The 19,826-nt window shown below is 61.1% G+C and carries 20 protein-coding genes; 7 read left to right on the forward strand and 13 right to left on the reverse strand.

From position 1 onward, the window contains the following. Positions 1-74 precede the first annotated feature (74 nt). Together V6607_RS08880 and V6607_RS08885 are read left to right on the forward strand one after the other, a co-directional pair. Positions 75-2,972 carry an ATP-binding protein gene (locus V6607_RS08880; RefSeq protein WP_087693699.1) on the forward strand — a complete coding sequence of 966 codons (2,898 nt, stop codon included), beginning with the start codon at positions 75-77 and terminating at the stop codon, positions 2,970-2,972. Positions 2,973-3,000: 28 nt separating this feature from the next. Beyond that, the gene (locus V6607_RS08885) at positions 3,001-3,648 is read left to right on the forward strand and encodes a response regulator (RefSeq protein WP_017477281.1); all 648 of its coding nucleotides are present in this window, start codon (positions 3,001-3,003) and stop codon (positions 3,646-3,648) included. Here V6607_RS08885 and V6607_RS08890 read toward each other — a convergent pair whose 3' ends face one another. The 6 genes from V6607_RS08890 to V6607_RS08915 form a co-directional block, all read right to left on the reverse strand. After that, the gene (locus tag V6607_RS08890) at positions 3,649-4,143 is read right to left on the reverse strand and encodes a fimbrial protein (RefSeq protein ID WP_134325969.1); all 495 of its coding nucleotides are present in this window, start codon (positions 4,141-4,143) and stop codon (positions 3,649-3,651) included. Then, on the reverse strand, positions 4,140-4,607 hold the full coding sequence (locus tag V6607_RS08895) for a fimbrial protein (protein ID WP_003218898.1): 468 nt from the start codon (positions 4,605-4,607) through the stop codon (positions 4,140-4,142). Before V6607_RS08895 ends, V6607_RS08890 begins: the two co-directional genes overlap by 4 nt. Before the next feature lie 10 nt (positions 4,608-4,617). Further along, the gene (locus V6607_RS08900) at positions 4,618-5,256 is read right to left on the reverse strand and encodes a fimbrial protein (RefSeq protein WP_238544256.1); all 639 of its coding nucleotides are present in this window, start codon (positions 5,254-5,256) and stop codon (positions 4,618-4,620) included. 274 nt (positions 5,257-5,530) lie between these two features. Next, complete coding sequence (locus tag V6607_RS08905; RefSeq protein WP_134325970.1) at positions 5,531-8,107, reverse strand: fimbria/pilus outer membrane usher protein; 2,577 nt, start codon at positions 8,105-8,107, stop codon at positions 5,531-5,533. 41 nt (positions 8,108-8,148) lie between these two features. Next, the gene (locus V6607_RS08910) at positions 8,149-8,844 is read right to left on the reverse strand and encodes a molecular chaperone (protein ID WP_003218892.1); all 696 of its coding nucleotides are present in this window, start codon (positions 8,842-8,844) and stop codon (positions 8,149-8,151) included. Positions 8,845-8,911: 67 nt separating this feature from the next. After that, positions 8,912-9,490: a fimbrial protein gene (locus tag V6607_RS08915; RefSeq protein ID WP_003218890.1), complete on the reverse strand. Its 579-nt coding sequence runs from the start codon at positions 9,488-9,490 to the stop codon at positions 8,912-8,914. 437 nt (positions 9,491-9,927) lie between these two features. Between V6607_RS08915 and mqo the strand changes: the two genes are divergently transcribed. Then, the gene (mqo, locus tag V6607_RS08920) at positions 9,928-11,574 is read left to right on the forward strand and encodes a malate dehydrogenase (quinone) (RefSeq protein ID WP_003218888.1); all 1,647 of its coding nucleotides are present in this window, start codon (positions 9,928-9,930) and stop codon (positions 11,572-11,574) included. 85 nt (positions 11,575-11,659) lie between these two features. Here the strand turns inward: mqo and V6607_RS08925 are convergent, their stop codons facing one another. Continuing rightward, positions 11,660-12,313 carry an NAD(P)-binding domain-containing protein gene (locus V6607_RS08925; RefSeq protein ID WP_134325971.1) on the reverse strand — a complete coding sequence of 218 codons (654 nt, stop codon included), beginning with the start codon at positions 12,311-12,313 and terminating at the stop codon, positions 11,660-11,662. A 97-nt stretch (positions 12,314-12,410) separates the two neighbouring features. On the opposite strand from V6607_RS08925, the gene V6607_RS08930 reads away from it, so the two are divergent. Continuing rightward, positions 12,411-13,307, forward strand: a complete 897-nt coding sequence (locus V6607_RS08930; protein WP_173883044.1) for a LysR family transcriptional regulator — start codon at positions 12,411-12,413, stop codon at positions 13,305-13,307. Here the strand turns inward: V6607_RS08930 and V6607_RS08935 are convergent. After that, a complete protein-coding gene (locus V6607_RS08935; protein WP_134325972.1) occupies positions 13,304-14,152 on the reverse strand; it encodes a LysR substrate-binding domain-containing protein in 849 nt (282 codons plus the stop codon). The two genes, V6607_RS08930 and V6607_RS08935, sit on opposite strands and share 4 nt — an antisense overlap. A 97-nt stretch (positions 14,153-14,249) precedes the next feature. On the opposite strand from V6607_RS08935, the gene V6607_RS08940 reads away from it, so the two are divergent. Both V6607_RS08940 and V6607_RS08945 read left to right on the forward strand, forming a co-directional pair. Beyond that, on the forward strand, positions 14,250-15,149 hold the full coding sequence (locus V6607_RS08940; protein WP_102368410.1) for a DMT family transporter: 900 nt from the start codon (positions 14,250-14,252) through the stop codon (positions 15,147-15,149). A gap of 160 nt (positions 15,150-15,309) precedes the next feature. Further along, the gene (locus tag V6607_RS08945; RefSeq protein ID WP_023659079.1) at positions 15,310-15,639 is read left to right on the forward strand and encodes a YXWGXW repeat-containing protein; all 330 of its coding nucleotides are present in this window, start codon (positions 15,310-15,312) and stop codon (positions 15,637-15,639) included. A gap of 15 nt (positions 15,640-15,654) precedes the next feature. On the opposite strand, the gene V6607_RS08950 is transcribed toward V6607_RS08945, so the two are convergent. The 3 genes from V6607_RS08950 to V6607_RS08960 all read right to left on the reverse strand — a co-directional run bounded on the left by V6607_RS08950 (position 15,655) and on the right by V6607_RS08960 (position 16,810). Then, positions 15,655-16,029 (reverse strand): hypothetical protein, encoded by a 375-nt coding sequence (locus V6607_RS08950; RefSeq protein ID WP_032899669.1) that lies wholly within the window; start codon positions 16,027-16,029, stop codon positions 15,655-15,657. Positions 16,030-16,103: 74 nt separating this feature from the next. Beyond that, the gene (locus tag V6607_RS08955) at positions 16,104-16,499 is read right to left on the reverse strand and encodes a type II toxin-antitoxin system VapC family toxin (RefSeq protein ID WP_003218874.1); all 396 of its coding nucleotides are present in this window, start codon (positions 16,497-16,499) and stop codon (positions 16,104-16,106) included. Then, positions 16,496-16,810: an AbrB/MazE/SpoVT family DNA-binding domain-containing protein gene (locus V6607_RS08960; protein ID WP_174717775.1), complete on the reverse strand. Its 315-nt coding sequence runs from the start codon at positions 16,808-16,810 to the stop codon at positions 16,496-16,498. Before V6607_RS08960 ends, V6607_RS08955 begins: the two co-directional genes overlap by 4 nt. A 98-nt stretch (positions 16,811-16,908) precedes the next feature. Here V6607_RS08960 and V6607_RS08965 point away from each other — a divergent pair, with 98 nt between their 5' ends. After that, a complete protein-coding gene (locus V6607_RS08965; protein WP_003218870.1) occupies positions 16,909-17,301 on the forward strand; it encodes a RidA family protein in 393 nt (130 codons plus the stop codon). 1 nt (position 17,302) lies between these two features. Here V6607_RS08965 and ppnN read toward each other — a convergent pair whose 3' ends face one another. Next, positions 17,303-18,676, reverse strand: coding sequence for a nucleotide 5'-monophosphate nucleosidase PpnN (gene ppnN, locus V6607_RS08970; protein WP_003218868.1), 1,374 nt, complete (start codon positions 18,674-18,676; stop codon positions 17,303-17,305). A gap of 147 nt (positions 18,677-18,823) precedes the next feature. Further along, positions 18,824-19,648 carry an aspartyl/asparaginyl beta-hydroxylase domain-containing protein gene (locus tag V6607_RS08975; protein ID WP_134325974.1) on the reverse strand — a complete coding sequence of 275 codons (825 nt, stop codon included), beginning with the start codon at positions 19,646-19,648 and terminating at the stop codon, positions 18,824-18,826. Positions 19,649-19,826 lie beyond the last annotated feature (178 nt).

Here is a 19,826-nt window from a genome sequence, read left to right on the forward strand (position 1 = left end):
GCCGGGCGTTATTGGCCAATGCCGGGATCAAGCATAGGCCCCATATCCTGATTCAGGCTTCTGCGGTACTGACGATGAAACATGCAAGTCTGCGCCTGGACAAGCTGGCGCAAAGCTCTCAACGCTTGAACAAAGCCCTGTTATTGCTCACGGGGCTCGCCTTGTTGCTGTCCAGCAGTTGCTATTGGGCGGTGTCGCGGTTGCTCGACGCTGAACAGGAAAAGGTCGAGTTCCACTTCGCCCGCGTGGTGGAGATCATCCATGAGCACGAGGCGTTCCTGCGCAACGTGGCCAGTGGCTACAGCCGCAGCAACGCGCCGCCGCTGCCGGCCGTGCAGTCGACCTCGGTGGTGGAGTTGCAGCACGAAGGCGGGCAGGTGGTGTTGCAGGCCAAGGGGTTTGCGATGTCGCTACCCTTCACCTTGTCCCACGCCGAGACGTTCTCGGCGGATGACACGCGCCGGGCACTGGCGTTTGGCGTGCAACTGACTGACTACTACGGCGGCTACTGGGCCAGCTCGTTTTACGCCTCGCCGCAGCTGTTCGTGTTCACCCCCAATGCCGTCGCCAGCCTGGCCGTGCCCGGCGTGGGCGGCTTGCGCCAGCACCAGCCATTGTTGCGCGAGCAGTACCGCGACGTGGTGAGCCGCTTGCAGCAACTGCAACAGAGCCAAAGCCTCCTGCTGACCGACAGCCGCGTGCGCTGGATGCGTGCGCCGCCGCAGTTGTACCAGAACAGCCGCAGCGTGGTCGCGATGATCGGCCTCGACGCGCCTGCCGCCGTATTGCCGGCCAATCAGCCTCAGGGCCTGCTCACGCTGGCGGCGGTGGTGGACACCTCGCAGGTCGACGAAATCGAGCGAGTACTGCAACTGTCGGTCTACAACCAGTTCACCCTGATCTCGCCCCAGGGCGACGTGTTGCTCGGCAGCCTCGGCGATGAACACATGGCGCCCCTGGGCCTGAGCTTCAACAGCCAGGGTTTGCGCTTCAAGATGCTCAGCGAGGGTGGCGAGCACTGGACCGGCCTGTACGCCATCAGCTATCAGGATTTCCTGCGCTACGCCAAATGGCCGCTGCTGGGCCTTGGCCTGACGTTTCTGGCGGCCGTGCTGCTGGGCTGGTGGATCAACCATTGGTACAAGACCCGCATCGTCAGCCCGGCGCAACGCGCGCAGGAGCGTCTGTTCGAGAGCGAGGCATTCAACCGCATCATGCTGCACAACGCCCCGGTGGGATTGTGCGTAGTGCGCCGCAGCGATCACCAGTTACTCCTGGAAAACCAGCGCGCGCTGCAATTGCAGGGCACCGCACCGCTGCTCGACGTGCTCAAGGCCAACGATGGCCCGGACACCCCCGGCGAGATGTGCCTGGCGGTGGAGGGGCGGTACTTGCAGGTCGTGGTGGTGGCGGCGCGGTACGAAGGTGAGGACGTGTTCCTCTGCGGCTGCAACGACATCACCCGACACGTGGACGAGGCCCAGTTGCTGACCCAGGCGCGCCAGGAAGCCACCGAAGCCAACGAGGCCAAAACCGTGTTCCTGGCAACCATGAGCCATGAAATCCGCACCCCGCTGTACGGCGTGCTCGGCAACCTGGAACTGATGGCCCTGACCGACATGAGCGAGCGCCAGCGCCACTACCTGGAAATTATCCAGGGTTCGTCCACTGTGCTGTTCCAGTTGATCAGCAACGTACTGGATGTATCGAAAATCGAATCCGGGCAAATGGCCGTGGAAGCGGCGCCGTTCAGCCCGGGCCAGTTGGTGGCGGAATCGGTGTTGGCGTTCAGCGCGACCGCGCGCAATAAAGGCTTGCAGATCGATGCCGAGATCGACCCGCTGCTACCGCCGCAACTGCTTGGCGATGCTGGCCGCATCCGGCAGGTCCTGCATAACCTGCTGGGCAACGCGATCAAGTTCACCGACTCCGGGCGCGTGCGTTTGCGCCTGATGGTGCAGCAACTACTTGACGATAAAGTGACCCTGCAATGGCAGGTCACTGACACCGGCGTGGGCATTCCGGAAAAGGCGCTGGACCAGTTGTTCAAGCCGTTTTATCAGGTAGCGGGCGACCAGGACGGCAATGGCGCCGGCCTGGGCCTGTCTATCTGCTCGCGCTTGAGTGAGTTGATGGGCGGCAGCATGCGCGTGGTCAGCGAGCCAGGGTTGGGCAGCAGTTTTTCGCTGTTCATCACCTTGCCGGTGCTTCAGGAAACCCTGCCCTCTGCGGAACAACCGCCGATGCCGCCGTGCCTGGACGCACCGTGCCTGAACGTGCGCGTGCTGGTCGCCGAAGACAACCCGGTCAGCCAGGCCGTGCTGCAAGAACAGCTCGAGGCCCTTGGCGCCCACCCCACCGTAGCGCGTGACGGCGAGCATGCGCTGCAAATCTGGGGTTCGCAGCCGTTCGACCTGGTGATCACCGACATCAATATGCCGCGCCTCAACGGCTACGACCTGGCCCGCGCGTTGCGTGAACAAGGCGTCCAGGTGCCGATCATCGGCGTCACCGCCAATGCCCTGCGCGAGGAGGGCGAGCGTTGCCTGGCGGTGGGCATGAACGCGTGGGTGGTCAAACCGCTGAGCCTGAGCATGCTGCGCCAGGCGTTAATGGCGCACTGCCGGCGGGCCACGGCCTTGCCGGTGGTGCAGGTGGACCGGGACCGTGAAGGCTGGATCGAGCTTTCCCCGGCCATGCGCCAACTGATGGCCGACACGTTGCTGGTGGATGTGCAGCAGATCGAACAAGGCCTGACGGCCGGCGATGCCACCCTCGTACGTGAGCGTTTGCACAGCCTCAACGGCGCGCTGGCCAGTGTGCGTGCCGGGGAACTGTCCAGCGCTTGTCAGGCATGGGAGAACACCCTGTACGACGCACCGCTGGATACATACGCCACCACGCAGATTCGAGGCGTGTGCGCACGGCTTACAGCGGTTGCGCAGTGCTTGCTGGCAGAGTCGCAAACTTGATGAAAGCCCATTACAAGGAAGATAAAGAATGCGAGAAATGAACGTTGTGATCGCCGATGACCACCCGATCGTACTGGTGGGCGTGCGCGAAATTGTGCAGCGTGATTCACGCTACAGCCTGGTGGGCGAGGCGGTCAGTTCCAGTCAACTGATCGAGCAGTTGCGCAAGCACCGGCCGCAAGTCCTGATCACCGATTTCAACATGCCGGGTGACGACACCTATGGCGATGGGTTGAAGCTGATCGAGTACATCCTGCGTCACTTTCCCGCGACCCAGGTGCTGGTGCTGACCATGATTTCCAACAGCCTGATTCTCACCCGCTTGCAGGAATTGGGTGTGGCCGGGGTGATCCAGAAGAACCACCTGCACGGCGAGATCGAAAAGGCCCTCGGCGCGATCAGTGCCCAGCGCAGTTACCGCGCACCGGAGCCCGCCGCGACTTCGGTCTTGGCCAATGTGACCCAGGTGCAGGCGCGCTTCCAGAGCCTGTCGCCACGGGAGATGGAAGTGCTGCGTTTATTCGTGACGGGCATGAGCGTGAGCGATATCGCGCGGCAGTTGAGCCGCAGCAACAAGACCGTCAGCGCGCAGAAGATTTCGGCCATGCGCAAGCTGGAGGTGGACAGTGACCAGGCGCTGCTGACCTATTGCATCGAAGCCCGGCAGTTTCAGTAATCAGCGGTACGTCATCTGCATCAACAGGGTGGCTTTGTAGCTACCCGCCTCGGGCAGCTCGCCCAGGGACACGGGCTTGACGCGCAGGGTCAGCGCCAACGGTTCGTCTTCTACCGGCCAGGTGCCGGTTTGGCCCAGGCCGATCCCCGGCTTGTCGGTCTTGTCACGCAATTGCACCTGCAACCCCAGGGATGGGAGATTGGTGAGCAGCACCGGGCTGGCGGTGAGGGCCCGGGCCATGCCCGCCGACAAACTCAGCTCGACCTGAGCGCCCGCCTGACAGTCGAAGACCAGCGGCACATCGGTGGCGACGGTGCTGCCGTCGGCCAACTGGTTGAGGTTGACCTTGCCCAGGTCCACCTGTTGCGTACTCGGAAACCTTGCGGTGCACGGCGGTGCGGTCAGCTTGCCGCTGACGTCGATCTGCGCTTCTTCCGCCGCTTGCGCAAGGGCGGTGCTGGCTACGGCCAGCAGCATCCAGGCGAGCGCTTTCATAGGTAATTGAGGGTCATGACCATCGACGAGGTGAACGCGCCCGGCGCCAGCGTGCCGCGTTCGACCAGTTGCGCCTTGAGGCTGATATCCACGTCGCCGCTGAGGTTGGTGTATTTCTTGACGGTGCCATTGAGGTTTGCCGCCGTGTTGTCCGCCCACAGCAACGACACACCGAGGTTATCCGCCGTGGTCTTGGCCACGGTGGAGGTGTAGGTGCCGTTATTGGACGTGAAGCTGACATTTAGCGAAGAACCCGACGAGCACTTCAAGCGCACCGGCACTTCCACAGTGCCGGTGGTCGCCACCTGGTCAGTACGCACGTCGCCAAATGCGGCGGTCAGGGTTGTGCCGGTACTCAATACGCACGGTGGGCGGGTGAGGGTGCCGCTGACGGTGATATTCACCACGTCGGCAGCGTGAGCGGTGCTGCTGAGCAGCATCAGGGCGAGCAGTGGAGTTTTCATGGCAAGGCCCTCATTGATAGTCGATGTTCAGCGTGTATTGGCTCTGAAACGCACCCGTCGGTGATTGCCCGGCCGCCAGTTGTGGCTTGAAGCTCAGGTTTACGTCATTGCTGCCCACGCGTAACTGCATAAAGCGCGGGGTAGTGAAGTTCACCGGGTTCAGGGTGTCGGTCCACAGCGCCTGCATGTTCAAACCTGCCAGCGAGGTGCGTGTCACGCCGGTGGTGGCGTTGACTACCGCCTGGTTGGGCAGCAGGTAGACGTTGGCGCGCATCGCGGACTTGCAGTTGATCGACACAGTGGTCGATTGCATCTGGTTGCTGAGGTCGGCGTTACTGATGGAGCCAAAGCGCAGGTCGACGCTGCCGGGTGAACTCAGGCTGCACGCCGGTGGAACGACGGTGTATTGAAATAGTGTTTGCATGAACCACTCGCCATAACCCAGCCAGTTTTGCGAGGTCACGCCCAGCGCTACAGCTACAAATCGTGTACCTGCTGTTCGGGGCGCAGTGCCCACCAGAATGTAGCGGTAAGGCACCACGGTATTCAGGGGCAGAGGCCGGCAATAGCCACCCAGGCAATTGTTACTGTATTGGCCGATGGGCAGATTGGATAAGTAGATGTTGTGATACGGGTCGGTCAATCTCAACGGGGCTTGATCCGGGCCGCTCAGGTAATTGACTTGCGAATTTAAGCCGGCGGAATAGGGGAATGCACGGCGAACGGTGCACGTACCCTCGTAGACGATTCTGATCGCCTGACCGGGCGTAAAAGTGTAACCGCCGCTCGGAAAACCCGGCACTGTGCAGTTGAGATTCCCTTCGACCAACGCTTGCGCCTGTTGTGAAAGGCAGCTCAATACTGCGCACAACAGCGCAAGCATCAGCCGTCCACGCACCTTATGTGTTGCTTTAACGATCATGTCAGGAATCCTTGGCACCCGACCCACCGGCCGCGCGCTCACATTGAATATTCATTTGGGTGATGCCGCCGTCGGCAGGCGCTGTTTCGTCCAGCTTCAATTCACGGCTGCACCACGGCTGGCCGTCGACGCTGACCAACAACCGCGCCTCGGGCGGCACGCCGGTCAGGAACGCGCGGCCTTTGTCGGCCACCAGGGTGTTGCCGAGGGCGCGGCCATCCGGGGCAAACAATTCGGCGCGGGCGGCAAACGGCGCTGCTTCGCCAAGGGTGTCGCTGATGCGAAACAGGATGCGTTGGCCGCGCCGGGTGTCGAAGTCGGCCAGTACAAACGCGCCGCGGTTTGGCGTGACTTCCTGCACCGGCTCGGCGATGTCGACGTCAGACGGCATCGACTGGGTGTCCAGCGACACGCGGTTTTTGCGATAGGGCAGGGCCTGCGGCACCACGGTGTAGCCATTGCTGTTGGTGCGCACACCGCGCTTGTTGCTGATGCCCACGTCGGCGGCGCCCGGTGTGGCGACGATCACATTGGTTTCGCCCAATGGCTGGCTGAACATCAGGTTGCTGCCATACGCCACCACCGAACCTTCGACGCCCATGTCCAGTTGGCGGCTGCCGGTGGTCTCGTTATAGGCACCGCGCACAATCGCGTTGGGCGCGTCGTATTGCGCGGCGAAGGTGCCGCCGGTCTGGCGTTGCGCGCCGCTGACTTGCTGCGACACACCCGCGCTGTAGGCCAGCGTATCGTCCTCGAACGCGTTGCCGCTCAGGGTCGCGGTGCGTGATGCCGAGCCCCGCGCACTCTGGTTCATGTTGGCCGTAACGCGCTGGCTGCGCGTGCCGCCCAGGGGCATGCTGATGCTCAGGGACAGGCTGCGGTCGTCGCTGTTGGCGCCTTTGTTCAGGCCCAGCCCAAGGGAGTAGGAAATGTCCCCGACGCTCGCGCTGTATCCCAATTGGATCGAGGTGTCGGCCTTGCTCTTGTCCCAGTAGGCGGTTTTCGACACGTTGGCATAGACCCCGCCGTAGCCGCCCAATTGCTGCGACACGTTGGCGGTGAAGTTGCTTTTCATGTGGCCGCTGCGGTACGTGTCCAGGGTTTGCTCGGTGCTGCGGCTGTTCAGCGCTTCGTTGAACGAGTAGTAGCCGCCGGTGGAGTAGCGGTAGCCGATCAGGCTGAAGTTGGTGTCGGTGGCCGCCAGGGACTTGGAATAGCGAAAGCGAAACGACTGGCCGCTGGACGTGGTTTTCTCCCGGCCCACGGCGTCGCTGCGGGCGTGGGTCACGTCCACCGAGATCGCGCCAAAGCCGGCAAAGTCGTGGGCAAAACCCAGCAGGCCGGCGTTGTATTGATTACTCAGCAGGCTGCCGCCAAACAGCGTGGTGCTGCCGCTCAAACCGCGTCGTAGGGAGGCCTGGATAAATGTTGGGGTTTGCTGCACAAAGGACGATTGCGCCGGGCGGTATTGGCCGGCGAATACCGAATAGCTTTGCTGGCCTTCGCGCAGCATGTAGGGCACCGACGAGAACGACTGGGTGTAGACCTGGCGCTGGCCGTCCGGGCCTTCCACGGTGACTTCGATGTCGCCATTGCTGGCGGTGGGGTACAGGTCGGTCAAGGCGAACGGCCCCGACGGCACCCATTGCTCATGGATCACATAGCCGCGCTGGCGGATGATCACCCGCGAGCGGCCATTGGCAATGCCGCGAATCACCGGGGCGAATTCGCGGGCCTGGTCGGGCAGCATGTCCAGATCAGAGGCGATGCCCAGCCCGCGATAGGGGATCGCGTCAAACAGGTCGCCTTCGGTGGTGGAATCGCCCAGGGTGGCGATCGCCATCATATTGCCCATGTCGCGCTGGGCGTAGGTTTCCAGCGACTCCCAGCGCCCGGGCGTGGTGCTGCCTTTTTGCCAGGTCGAAAAATTGCGCAGGCGCCAGGCCCCGGCATTCACGCCGCTCCTCAGGCTGCCGAACTGGTCCTGGCGGCGGCCGGTATCGGACTCCACGGTGCTGCCGGTGAAGCTGTAGTTGGTGAAGGCCACCTGTTCGCCGTTACTCCATTGCCGACGGCGCACTTCAAAAGGGATGCTGCCCAGGTAGGCCTGTGGGATTTCAATCGACAGGATCTGGCGGTTGAAGTCGTAGTCGTAGCTCACGCCGGCCAGGCCCTGATCGAACGCAATGCAGGTGGGGTCGGCGTCGGTGCGGTTTTGCAGGGCCGTGTCGGCCACGCCCTGGGCGCGGAAGAACTCGACATCCAGGCAGGGGAACAGGCCGGTGCTCGAGCGTTCCTGGGTGCCGGTGGCGCGGATGAAACGCACATCACGCTGTTCGATCGAGCGCTGGTTGAGCTGGATATCCACCCGGTAAATCCCCGGCAACTGGCCGTCGCTCATGGCGCTGACCTGTTGTTTCACAGCGGCCGAACTCTGCCCGCCGCCGATTTCGAGAAACGACGCATCGAACTCGTAGCCGGCGTGTGCGGGGGCCAGGTGCAAGGCGGCGGCGGCCACGAGCGGGCAGCCGAAAGCCTTCACGGCCCGACGGCGCATGAATGGGAATGAACGGAGCATGGTCGTTCCTGAAAAGGCGTTCCGGGGTTGTCGCGTGGGTATCAGTGAATGCGGATGACGGGGGCGGTCACGATGCTGCCGTAGTCATCGATGTAGCTCAGTTGCACTTCATCGCCGGCCTTTGCCTGGATCGGCAGCTCACGCGCTTCGCCTGGGCGCAGCACATCCGGCGCCTGGGTGATCGGCAGGCCGTTGAGCTTCAGTTCGCTGACCACCACGTGCAGCTTGGAGGCGTTATTGACGGCCAATGCACCCGCTTGGGCCTTCCAGTTCACTTGCGCCACCGCGTCCTTGAGCGAACCTTTGAGGCCGGCCGGGCGGTAGAACAGTTTGATCGTGGTCTTGAGCGCGATCTGCAGCACGTTCTTGCCTTTTTGATCGTCGCTCATGGCCGGGATTGCCTTGACGTTCATCAGGAACAGGCTTTCGCGGTCCTGGGGCACTTCTGGGCCACCGGTAAAAATGATGCGCAGGATGTTTTCCTTGTCGGCATCCAGCCGGAACAGCGGCGGCGTGACGATAAAGTTATCGACGCTTTCCTCGTTGCCACTGCCGAAGTGGCTGACCCAGGACTGCACGAGGTAAGGCGAGGTGTCGTCGCGGTTGCTGACGCTCAGGTTGGCTTCGTTGGAAGCGCCGTCGTAGATCAGTCGCGTGGCGCCGACGGTGACGGCGGCGTTGGCGGCGCTGTGCCAGAGCGGCAGCAGGGCGAGCAGAAGATAGACTTTCAAACGCATGACAGGGGGACCTCCGGAAGCCCGCGGGCCGGCGCGCGAACGCCTGGCCCACGGTGTTGACGAGCAATTACTTGTAGGTAACGTCGAAGCTGGCCAGCGCGTGCACCTGACCGGTGCTGATGCCGGAGGTGGTCACCGCGTCGTCGCCTTCACCGGTGGTGGTGTCGGCGACGGTGCGCACGTAGGCAGCGGTAAAGTCGAAGGTATTGGACTGTGCACGCAGGTCGTAATCGGCGGTCGGCGTGTTCAGTGGCAGTTTGTTGCCGTTACGGGAGTCGGTGATCTGGATCGCGATGCCGCGCACCTGGTTTTCACCGGTCAGGCCCAGTAATGTCGGGTCGCTGGCGTCTTGCTGGCCGCTGAAGGTGATCGCGACGTTTTTACGGGTCGCGGTGCTGCAGTTGTCCAGGCTGATGGAAAACGGCTTAGCTTTATCGGTGAGCACCGAACCCACGGTGGGCGCGAAGTCAGCGATGCGCACCGGGTCCAGAGTCACCGACTTGTTCACGTCGCCGGTGGTGATGGTGCAGGCGTTATCGGTGACGGAACCGGTGAATTCGATCTGCCCGTCCGCCGCCTGAGCGGTGCCGGCCAGCAACCAGCAAGCGCCGCAGGCGAGGGTGAGTTGGCTCAGTTTGTTCAGCATTGCAGTGCCTCTTTTAAGAGAAGGAAGGTTGTCTGCCTACCCGTCAGGTAAGCCAATCCATAGTGCAATGCTGTGTTTTAGAGGCACATGAGACGAATCTTAAAAACTGGCGAACTGATGGCCGCCCGACCGCTGAGTCCATATAAGGCGCCGAGCGTGATATTCTGCGCGCCATCTTGGTCTAGCCTCTATCGAGTACGTACACCCGTATACGTCCCGGTGGTTAGCTGGCGCCCAGGTAGCTGAAGCCAATAATGATAAGAAGTCAGCGCAGAAGGGACATAAAAGTGAGGTCGATACGTCGGCCTTGTGTGCCCACCCTGCGGTCCCCGAATGAATGTGCACACCCCGCGGTGCGTTGCCTGGCGCAGCGTGATTGAGGGTTGCCCATGATCAGGGGCAGTGGGGCGGATGGCGTTTTATCATAGGTGCTACTGATGTTTAAAAAAGTAAACACTGCCCTGCTGGGGCTGGCTTTGTCGATGGGGATCACTTCCGTTCACGCGGAAGAGGCAAAGAAAGTCGATGTGCTGCTGATCGGCGGCGGCATCATGAGTGCAACCCTGGGTGTATGGCTCAATGAGCTGCAACCGGATTGGTCGATGGAGATGGTCGAGCGCCTTGATGGCGTGGCCGAAGAAAGCTCCAACGGCTGGAACAACGCCGGTACCGGTCACTCGGCTTTGGCTGAGCTGAACTACACCCCGGAAGACAAGAACGGCAACGTTGAGATCCCGAAAGCGGTCGAGATCAACGAAGCGTTCCAGATCTCCCGTCAGTTCTGGTCCTGGCAGGTTCAGCAGGGCGTCCTGAAGAACCCACGTTCGTTCATCAACTCCACTCCGCACATGAGCTTCGTGTGGGGGGATGACAACATCAAGTTCCTGAAGAAGCGTTACGAAGCGCTGCAGGCGAGCCCGCTGTTCGCCGGCATGCAGTACTCCGAAGACCCGGCGCAAATCGCCAAATGGGTTCCGCTGATGATGGAAGGGCGTGACCCGAACCAGAAAATCGCGGCCACCTGGACCCCGATCGGTACGGACGTGAACTTCGGCGAGATCACGCGCCAGTTCGTCGCTCACCTGCAAACTACGCCGAAGTTCGACCTGAAACTGTCGAGCGAAGTGCAGGACATCACCAAGAACGCCGATGGCACCTGGCGTGTCAGCTACAAGAACCTGAAAGACGGCACCAAGACTGAAACCGACGCCAAGTTCGTGTTCATCGGCGCGGGCGGCGGTGCACTGCACCTGCTGCAGAAGTCGGGCATTCCTGAAGCCAAGGAATACGCGGGTTTCCCTGTTGGTGGTTCGTTCCTGGTCACCGATAACCCAACGATTGCCGAGCAGCACCTGGCCAAGGCCTACGGTAAAGCTTCCGTTGGCGCACCGCCGATGTCGGTTCCGCACCTGGACACCCGCGTGCTGGATGGCAAGCGCGTGATCCTGTTTGGCCCATTCGCCACCTTCTCGACCAAGTTCCTGAAAGAAGGCTCGTACCTGGACCTGCTGACCAGCACCACCACCCACAACATCTGGCCAATGACCAAAGTCGGTATCCGCGAATACCCACTGGTCGAGTACCTCGCCGGCCAACTGATGCTGTCGGATGACGACCGCTTCAAGGCGCTGCAAGAGTACTTCCCGAACGCCAAGAAAGAAGACTGGCGCCTGTGGCAGGCCGGTCAGCGTGTGCAGATCATCAAGCGTGACGAAGAGCAGGGCGGCGTCCTGAAACTCGGTACCGAAGTGGTCAGCTCCGCCGACAACACCATCGCCGGCCTGTTGGGTGCATCGCCAGGCGCGTCCACCGCGGCTCCGATCATGCTGACCGTGCTGCAGAAAGTGTTCAAGGAACAGGTTGCTTCCCCGGCCTGGCAGGAAAAGCTGCACCAGATCGTGCCTAGCTACGGCACCAAGCTGAACGACAGCCCTGAAGCTGTGGCTAAAGAATGGGCCTACACCGCCAACATTCTGCAGCTGACGCCTCCACCTGCGATTCCGCAGCTGACTGCTCCGAAAGCCACCGAGGCTGCAAAGCCTGCGGCTGAGCCGAGCAAGCCAGCTTCTGACCTCGCGCTGTAAGACGTCGGTGAGGTCCTGATTCAGGGCCTGCGCAACGTAAAAAGCCCGCTGAACCGGTGACGGTCAGCGGGCTTTTTTGCAGGTGTCACCAATGAGCGGGTACTTCGACCTGCCGCTCTGCAGCTGCCAACGCTGCCTTCAGTCCCTCTTTATCCAGAGGTATGCAGTACGCCGGCTTGGCGCGTTCAAACCGCCAGCTCTCATCCAGCCCACCGGCATCCACTGCGTCGAAGCCGATCTCGTCCAGCAGGGCGATGACTTGCGCCTTGGCTGCCGGGTCATCCGCCGCGACCGGGAGCGCGCGCCGGTCGGGTGCGCCGCGGCTGCGAGCATCCTGGGTCAGGTCCGGCGCCAGGATAGCGTTGAACACTTTCACCACAGTTGATTGCGATAGGTGCTCGGCCACCAACCGGCTGGTGGTGGTTTCAAAGCGGTCGAGCACGGGAATATGGCCGTCGCGGTTCGGGTAGTAGTTGTTGGCATCCATCACGGTTTTGCCTTCCAGCCACTGCGCCGGCACGCTGCGGTAATGTTCGAACGGAATCGCCAGCAGGACCAGTTCGCCAAATTGCGCGGCGTCTTGCGCAGTACCCACTTGAACCCCACGAATGCCACTCAGCACGCTGCTCATCGACTGCGGGCCGCGGGAGTTGCTCAACATCACTTCATGGCCGGCCGCCAACGCCAACTGCGCAACGGCGCGTCCGATAAAGCCTGCTCCGATAATGCCAATTTTCATGTCGGTGCTCCTGAGTTGAGAGAGACGTTATGATGATTGGCTACTGGATGAGGATAAATGGCCGTTCTGGTCTTGGTGTTGTTACTCGGAGTTGTGAATGATGGACCGCCTTTCAAGCATGAGTGCCTTTGTGATGGCTGCCGAACTGGGGTCCTACGCCCGTGCTGCCGAACGCCTGGGAATGTCGCCGCAGATGGTAGCCAAGCATGTGGCGGCGCTGGAGCGGCGGCTGGGCGCACGCCTGCTCAACCGCACCACACGCCGGCAAAGCCTGACGGAGTTGGGAAGCGCGTACTACGAGCGCTGCAAACATATCCTGACAGAGGCAGAGGCCGCAGACTCCCTCGCCCAGATCATGAATGACACACCACGGGGCAAGCTCAAGATCAGCGCCCCAGTGACTTTTGGCTCCTACAGCCTGATGCCACTGGTGACCGAATTTTTACGCGACAACCCCGAGGTGGAAATCGACCTGCACCTGACCGACCGGTTTGTCGACCTGGTGGAGGAGGGCTACGAAGTGGCGTTCCGTATCGGCCCGCTGGCGAACAGCAGCCTCACCGCCCGGCCGCTGCAGCCCTACCGTCTGGTGGTCTGTGCGGCACCCAAATACCTGGCCGAGCGCGGCACGCCGCTGACGCCCGCTGACCTTGAACACCACGAGTGCCTGGGATACGCCTACTGGTCACGCCCGGCGGATCGCGAATGGTCGTTCTACCAAGGCGCCGTCCTGCACAAGGCGCAGGTTGCCAGCCGCCTGCACGTGAATGAAAGCCGGGCCTTGATGTCGGCCGCGCGGGATGGTTTCGGGATTGTGCTGGGGCCTGAGGATTTCTTACGCTCGGCCCTCAAGAGCGGTGAGTTGGTGCGAGTGCTGCCGGACTATGAGGCGCCAAGTCGGCAGATGCATTTGCTCTACACCGCGAATCGCCAGCGCACCGCCAAGCTGCGGCGATTTGTCGATGCGGTGCTGTTGCGTTTCGGACCACCCTAGACGCTGAAGCCGGCCTTGACCTGCTCATACAGATGCAGTGCCAACAGGTTGCTGCTGTCGCCAAGCAGGTACAGGTGATGCAGCGGCAGCGGCGGCAGTTCAGCTCCAGCAATCTGGCGCGTCAATCCCTTACCCATGCGGCTTTCTTCCACCAACCCCACCGCCATGCCACTGCGGATACACGCTTCAACAGCGGGCGAACTCGCGCTTTCCAGCAGCACCCGATAGTAAGTGCCGTGCTCCTTCAGCGCTCGAATCGCTGCAGCGCGATAAGGGCAACCTGTCAGTTGCACGGCAATCGGCAGTGGCGCCTGCGGTGGGCAGCTGAAGTGTTCGGCGGCCACCCACAGCGGCTGGATTTCTCCCAGGCGCTCGCCTTGTTCCAACGGCTGGGCGCTGACAATCAGGGCCAGGTCCAACTGCCTGCTGGCGAACAGCGTGAGCAGTTCGCCACTGGAGCGCGCCTCTACCTCCAGTTCCAGCAGTGGGTTGTCGGCGACCAGGCGGGGCAGGAACTCCTGCATGAAGTCTGGCGCGTAAGAATCAGGCAATCCCAGGCGAATCTTGCCCTGCATGCGTTGCGGCGTGAGGGAGGCCAGCAAGCGGTCGTGGCTCTTGAGGAATTCGGTGGTTTCGCCCAGGAGTTTCTTGCCGTACATCGTCAGTTCAACCCCCTGGTTGCTGCGGCTGAACAGGCGTTGGCCGACCTGGTCTTCGAGCTTCTGGATCTGCGTGGTCACCGTCGAGGCACTGCGGTGCACATGATTGGCCGCTTCGTTGAATCGCTGGAAGCGCGCCACCGCGTGGAAAGTGCGCAACAGGTCAATATTCAGTTGTTTGCTCATGATTCCACTTTTAAGGATTAGTGGTACAGATTATTCAAATATACAGAATCATGCGCGGCACTTAGCCTTTTGGTCAATCAAGCGAACCGGAGGCTCAATGAAGCGATCAACCGTGGGGCGGTTGCTGTTACAGGCGGTGTTCGTGCTGTCGTGGAGTTCGGGGTTTATCGGCGCGAAACTGGCGACCCGGAGTGATGGCGTGTTCAACGTGCTGTTCTGGCGTTTCTTGCTGGTGTCGTTGTGCCTGGCGCTGTTTTTGAACGTGCGGCTGCTGAAGGTTTCCTGGGCACAGATCCGCCATCACGCGGTGGTGGGTTTCCTCTCGCAGTTTCTCTATTTGACCTGTGTCTACGTGGCGATCCAGAACGGTTTGCCGCCGGGGATTGCGGCGATCATCGCGGCCCTGCAGCCATTGATGACGGCGGCGCTGTCATCGGGTAGCCACGCCGAACGCAGCGGCGGCTGGCAGTGGCTGGGGTTGATGATCGGTTTTGCTGGCGTGTCGATCGTCATCTTCGGGCAATACCACAACAGCGGGGCCGAAGTCGGGTGGGTCATGTATGCATTGCCCCTGGTGTCGGCACTCGGTCTGACCGTGGCCACGCTGTACGAACGGCGGGCGGCCCGCACTGACTCCGGCGGCCTGAGCCTGGCGTTGTTTATCCAGTCGTTGCTGACCTTGATCGGCTTTGCTGCAGCGGTGCTGTACACCGATACGCTGAGCATTCCGCGGACCCCCGACGTATTGATCTCCATCGTTTGGCTGACGGTGTTCTCTACCTTCGTGGCTTACCTGAGCCTGTGGATGTTGTTGCGCGTAATGACGGCTACCCATGTGGCGACATTGGTGTACCTGGAGCCTCCCGTGACACTGGTGTGGGCGGCACTGATGTTTGGCGATGAGATTCATGCGTCGACATATGCAGGGATCGCCGTGGTGGTGGCCGGGCTGATTCTGGTGCGACTGAAACAGCCGGTCGCAGTCTGTGCCTCTTGAAAAGGTCAGTTTTTCTTTACCTGCTGTCTGCCCGTGGGTTCAGCAAGCTGACAGTTGGCACCTGTTAAAAAGTCTTATGGCCAAGCAGGAGCGCGGCTGGAACAAGGGGGCACTTTTTTTACCGGTATAAACGCTGGGCGGTCACGCCCGAGGATTCTGTATGTTGTTACGTTATGCGGCATTGGCGGCTTTGGTCGTCGCGGCTTCCGGGTGTGTAGAGGAGCGGGTCGTGCATGATCGACGACCGGTGCAGCGTGAATATGTAGAAGTCGTCGCGCCGCAACCGCCGCCGGTGCAGGTCATCGAGGTCGAGCCCGAAGGGCGGCCAGGTTACCTGTGGTCGCGTGGCTACTGGCGTTGGGAAGGTGGGCGCTATGTGGCGGTTCACGGCCACTGGGAGCCGGTACGGCCAGGTTACCGTTATGTTCACCCGCATTGGGAGCAGCGTAACGACGGCTATCACTGGCAGGGCGGCGGTTGGGTTCGCTGACCGTTTTCCGATGGCTTAAATCGGCTTCTTCGTACCCAGAAGCCGAACTTCCCTGAGCAGCGCCGCGCCCAACTGGCCGGTGCCAAGCTCCTTGTAACCTACAGCTTTAACATCGCCATTCTCTTCCGCCTGGATGAGGATCACCGGTGTTTCCTTGCCGGTGCCTTCGTCGACATGCATGGCGTACTGCGGGATATCCAGCTTGATCGGCGTGCCTGCCGCCTTGCCCTTCACATTGATCAGAAACGCCGCACAACCGGTGTCCACATCCTGACTGGTAGCGGAGCGACCGCTGACGAAGCAGGTGTCGGGCAGGTCGGGCCAGGCGATGGCTTCGGCGAGGGTCAATGGGGACGTTAATGCCAGGCCGGCGAGAAAAAGCGTGCGCACGTTGGTCTTGTCTCTGGATAAAGTCAGTAAGGGCATTTTCTACCAAAGCCTTGACGCTTCTGCAACGCGACGCCTCAGGTCAGCCGCCGCATACCTGTAGCCTTGGCCGCGCTGACATCAAATGTCGCCGTATATTCACAGCCTGCTGCGTGGGCGCAGCGTTCAATCAGGCAGTCGGCGAAATCGGCCCTGGTGCTTGTAAATCGCCGGAGTGCCTGCCAGATAACGTCGGCGTGCTCTACGGTCAGTTCGCGGGTACGCAGCAGCGTCTCCAGGACCGCAACCACTTCACTCTTGGCTGACTGGTAACTGGACTGCAGGACCCACACCAGTTCCACCACTGAAACCAGGCTGACAAAACCCGGCGAGGCAGTGGTGAGCGACTCGATCAGTCTGGATGCCTTTGGCGATTGGACGGGATCATCCTGGGTGACGTAACGCACCAGCACATTGGTATCCAGTCCAATCATCGTGCTTTGGCTCCCTGTGCAGCGATGGCCAGGTTCATTTCTTCGATGCTGACGGGATTGGCGGGTTTGCGGATCAGCCCTTTGAGGTCCGACACAGTCTTGCTGGCCGCGATGATCGCAAACTTGCCCTCTTCCATTTCGACGAATTCGACCCGGTCGCCAGTGTTCAGCCCAAGTGCGGCCCTGACTTGAACGGGAATGGTTATTTGGCCTTTTGAAGTGAGTGTGGCGGTAGCCATGTTGAAAGCCTCTCTCGTGATACTCCTTACCTTAGGGTAAGGAATAGTGGAGGGCAAGATCCATTGGTCCATAGGTTACTCATCTGGCGTGGGTGGGTCGGAACAGGTAAAACGATAGTCCGAACGTTTCCCGTCGACACGCCTGAAACCAGCCTTAAGAGATACAACATATGACCGACCGCCACCTCATCATCCCCACCTCCATGCACCCCATCGTCGAGCGCGCCGGCTACGTCCCGGCCGTAAAAGTCGGCAAGACCCTGTACTGCGCAGGGCAGGTCGGCCGCACGGAACACCTGGAAGTCATCACCGATCCCGAGGCACAGTTCGTCGCCGCCTGGGAGAGCCTGCGCCTGGTATTGGAGGAGGGGGGCTGTACGTTTGAAGACGTGGTCGACATGACCACCTACCACGTGAACATGAGCGAGCACATGGCGGTTTTCCGTGAAGTGAAAAACCGCCTGTTCCCTCGCGGGTTGTGCGCCTGGACGGTCATTGGCGTATCAGAACTGGCCAACCCAGGCTTGCTGCTGGAGATCAAGTGCGTAGCGGTTCAGCGCTGACTCACTGCACCACGCGGTAGCACGGCACGTAGGCGGCGCCGCCTGGCAGTTTCATCCGGTGCTGCTCTACGAACGCCTTCAGCAACTCATCCAGCGGTTTCATGATCGCCGGGTCGCCATGAATCTCATACGGCCCGTTCTGCTCGATCAGGCGGATGCCCTTGTCCTTGACGTTGCCCGCCACAATCCCCGAGAACGCCCGGCGCAGGTTGGCCGCCAGTTCATGGGGCGGCAGCGCGTGGCTCAGTTGCAGGCTGGCCATGTTGGCGTGGGTCGGGTCGAACGGGCGCTGGAAGCCCTCGTCGATCTTCAGCAGCCAGTTGAAGTGGAACGCGTCGTTGCGCTCGCGGCGGAACTGTTTGACCGCTTTCAAGCCGACGGTCATCTGCCGTGCCACCTCAGCCGGGTCGTCAATGATGATCTGGTAATGAGCCTGGGCCGCTTCGCCCAGAGTCGCGCCGACGAACGCGTGCAACTGTTGCAGGTACGGCGCGGCGTGTTTCGGCCCGGTGAGGATCACCGGGAACGGCACGTCGCGGTTGTCCGGGTGCATCAGGATGCCCAGCAGGTACAGGAACTCTTCGGCGGTGCCGGCGCCGCCCGGGAAGATGATGATGCCGTGGCCGACGCGCACGAAGGCTTCCAGGCGCTTTTCGATGTCCGGCAAAATCACCAGCTCATTGACGATCGGGTTCGGCGCCTCGGCGGCGATGATCCCCGGCTCGGTCAGGCCCAGGTAGCGCCCGCCGGTAATGCGTTGCTTGGCGTGGGAAATGGTTGCGCCCTTCATCGGGCCTTTCATCACGCCGGGGCCGCAGCCGGTGCACACGTCGAGGCTGCGCAGGCCGAGTTCGTGGCCGACTTTCTTGGTGTATTTGTATTCTTCGGTATTGATCGAGTGCCCGCCCCAGCACACCACGATCTTCGGCTCGACGCCCGGGCGCAGGGTGCGGGCGTTGCGCAGCAGGTGGAACACGTAGTCGGTGATGCCCTGGGAGCTGCTCAGGTCGATGCGCTGGCTGTCCAGTTCGTTTTCGGTGTAGACGATGTCACGCAGGGCGCTGAACAGCATCTCCCGGGTACTGGCGATCATTTCACCATCGACGAACGCGTCAGCCGGTGCATTCAACAGTTCCAGGCGCACGCCACGGTCCTGCTGGTGGATGCGCACTTCGAAATCTTTATAGGCGTCGAGGATGGTCTTGGCGTTGTCGATGTGCGCGCCGGTGTTGAGGATGGCCAGGGCGCATTGACGGAAGAGGGTGTAGATGCTGCCGGTACCGGCTTCGCTCAGTTGCTGGACTTCACGTTGCGACAGCGTTTCAAGGCTGCCTTTAGGGCTTACGGAGGCATTGATGACTTGTCTTTGGGGCATTCTGATTCCCTGAAAGCACAGCCACCGGACCATGCATGGCCAGTGGCTTGAGGATAGTGCGCGCCGTTTTCGGTCGCATTGGACTGGCATTTTCCCCGGCACTGGAGCCGAGCGCAAACACCGTCGCGCACCATCATGCCGCAGAAGTTACTGAATCAGCTTCCAGTTTTTGTAGAAAAACCGACGCAGGGTAAAGACTGCTCCGGCAAAGGCCGCGATCAGGCCGTTGAGCACCGACGGCACCAGGGTTGGCCGCACGATGTCGATGAACAGGCAGTAGCGCTTGGCGTCGTTCTTGTTGAAGGAGGCATGCATCAGCGTGTCATCGAAGATAAACAGCGGATCATCGTGCCAGTAGTGTTTGTGCTTGCCGACCTGGATGTAGACGCCATCGTGATGGGGCGCCGGTGCCATGTTGTAGAGCACGCGGAACATCATGCGCAGCGGGCCGAAGTGAAACGAGGTGGAACGGTTTTCGTTGAATACCGACACGCCGATGGTTTTCACGTAGGGCAGTTTTTCCCGCAGTTGCGGGATATCCAGGGTGGTCTCGATCGGGCGGCCGTACCATTGGAAAAACAGCATGCCGCGTTTTTTCTCGGCCATGCGCTCATCCAGGTACTGGATGATCTCGTCTTTGTTGGCCATGGCGTCGTCGATCACCTTTTGCAGGTCTTCGCGCCAGGCCGGCGGCAGGTCGTTCATTTTATAAACGTGGCGATTGCGCTGGCTCATCAGGTCAAACAGCGTGTTGAACGGCGCCAGCAACCAGGTATTGCGGCCGTTGCCGATGAAATACTTCTTGATGGTCGCGCCGTCGTACAGGCCATTGCGCAGGAAATCGTACAGGCCGCAGAACACCACCAGCATCAGAAACACCAGGGTGGTCTTGGGGAAGCAATAAATGAACAGCAAGACGCCAAGGACCCATGCGGCGGACGCCAGGCGTTTGCGGATGACACTCTTACTCATGAAACTGGGCTCCATCAGACGGTTTTCGATTGCTTCAAAACCGTCCGCGGTTGACTGGCAGGCCAGGCAAAGGAGTCAGTCAACCCGTGGGCATCATGCCCGAGCCGAAACATATCGAAATAATATGGTCATGATAGGGTGTTATCGCCCTCACGTGGCGTTTTAAATGCTGGAAATT

Origin of the sequence: Pseudomonas sp. KK18, from assembly GCF_037094675.1 — a bacterium.
In the GTDB taxonomy this organism is placed as follows: Bacteria; Pseudomonadota; Gammaproteobacteria; order Pseudomonadales; family Pseudomonadaceae; genus Aquipseudomonas.

Bases quoted from the DNA above. Each gene is read 5' to 3' on its own strand.
- V6607_RS08880 (WP_087693699.1), top strand. From the start codon at position 75: ATGAAACATGCAAGTCTGCGCCTGGACAAGCTGGCGCAAAGCTCTCAA.
- V6607_RS08940 (WP_102368410.1), top strand. From the start codon at position 14,250: ATGAAGCGATCAACCGTGGGGCGGTTGCTGTTACAGGCGGTGTTCGTG.
- V6607_RS08890 (WP_134325969.1), bottom strand. From the start codon at position 4,143: ATGAAAGCGCTCGCCTGGATGCTGCTGGCCGTAGCCAGCACCGCCCTT.
- ppnN (WP_003218868.1), bottom strand. From the start codon at position 18,676: ATGCCCCAAAGACAAGTCATCAATGCCTCCGTAAGCCCTAAAGGCAGC.
- V6607_RS08910 (WP_003218892.1), bottom strand. From the start codon at position 8,844: ATGCGTTTGAAAGTCTATCTTCTGCTCGCCCTGCTGCCGCTCTGGCAC.
- V6607_RS08930 (WP_173883044.1), top strand. From the start codon at position 12,411: ATGATGGACCGCCTTTCAAGCATGAGTGCCTTTGTGATGGCTGCCGAA.
- mqo (WP_003218888.1), top strand. From the start codon at position 9,928: ATGTTTAAAAAAGTAAACACTGCCCTGCTGGGGCTGGCTTTGTCGATG.
- V6607_RS08955 (WP_003218874.1), bottom strand. From the start codon at position 16,499: ATGATTGGACTGGATACCAATGTGCTGGTGCGTTACGTCACCCAGGAT.
- V6607_RS08925 (WP_134325971.1), bottom strand. From the start codon at position 12,313: ATGAAAATTGGCATTATCGGAGCAGGCTTTATCGGACGCGCCGTTGCG.
- V6607_RS08905 (WP_134325970.1), bottom strand. From the start codon at position 8,107: ATGCTCCGTTCATTCCCATTCATGCGCCGTCGGGCCGTGAAGGCTTTC.
- V6607_RS08935 (WP_134325972.1), bottom strand. From the start codon at position 14,152: ATGAGCAAACAACTGAATATTGACCTGTTGCGCACTTTCCACGCGGTG.
- V6607_RS08960 (WP_174717775.1), bottom strand. From the start codon at position 16,810: ATGGACCAATGGATCTTGCCCTCCACTATTCCTTACCCTAAGGTAAGG.
- V6607_RS08915 (WP_003218890.1), bottom strand. From the start codon at position 9,490: ATGCTGAACAAACTGAGCCAACTCACCCTCGCCTGCGGCGCTTGCTGG.
- V6607_RS08895 (WP_003218898.1), bottom strand. From the start codon at position 4,607: ATGAAAACTCCACTGCTCGCCCTGATGCTGCTCAGCAGCACCGCTCAC.
- V6607_RS08975 (WP_134325974.1), bottom strand. From the start codon at position 19,648: ATGAGTAAGAGTGTCATCCGCAAACGCCTGGCGTCCGCCGCATGGGTC.
- V6607_RS08945 (WP_023659079.1), top strand. From the start codon at position 15,310: ATGTTGTTACGTTATGCGGCATTGGCGGCTTTGGTCGTCGCGGCTTCC.
- V6607_RS08885 (WP_017477281.1), top strand. From the start codon at position 3,001: ATGCGAGAAATGAACGTTGTGATCGCCGATGACCACCCGATCGTACTG.
- V6607_RS08965 (WP_003218870.1), top strand. From the start codon at position 16,909: ATGACCGACCGCCACCTCATCATCCCCACCTCCATGCACCCCATCGTC.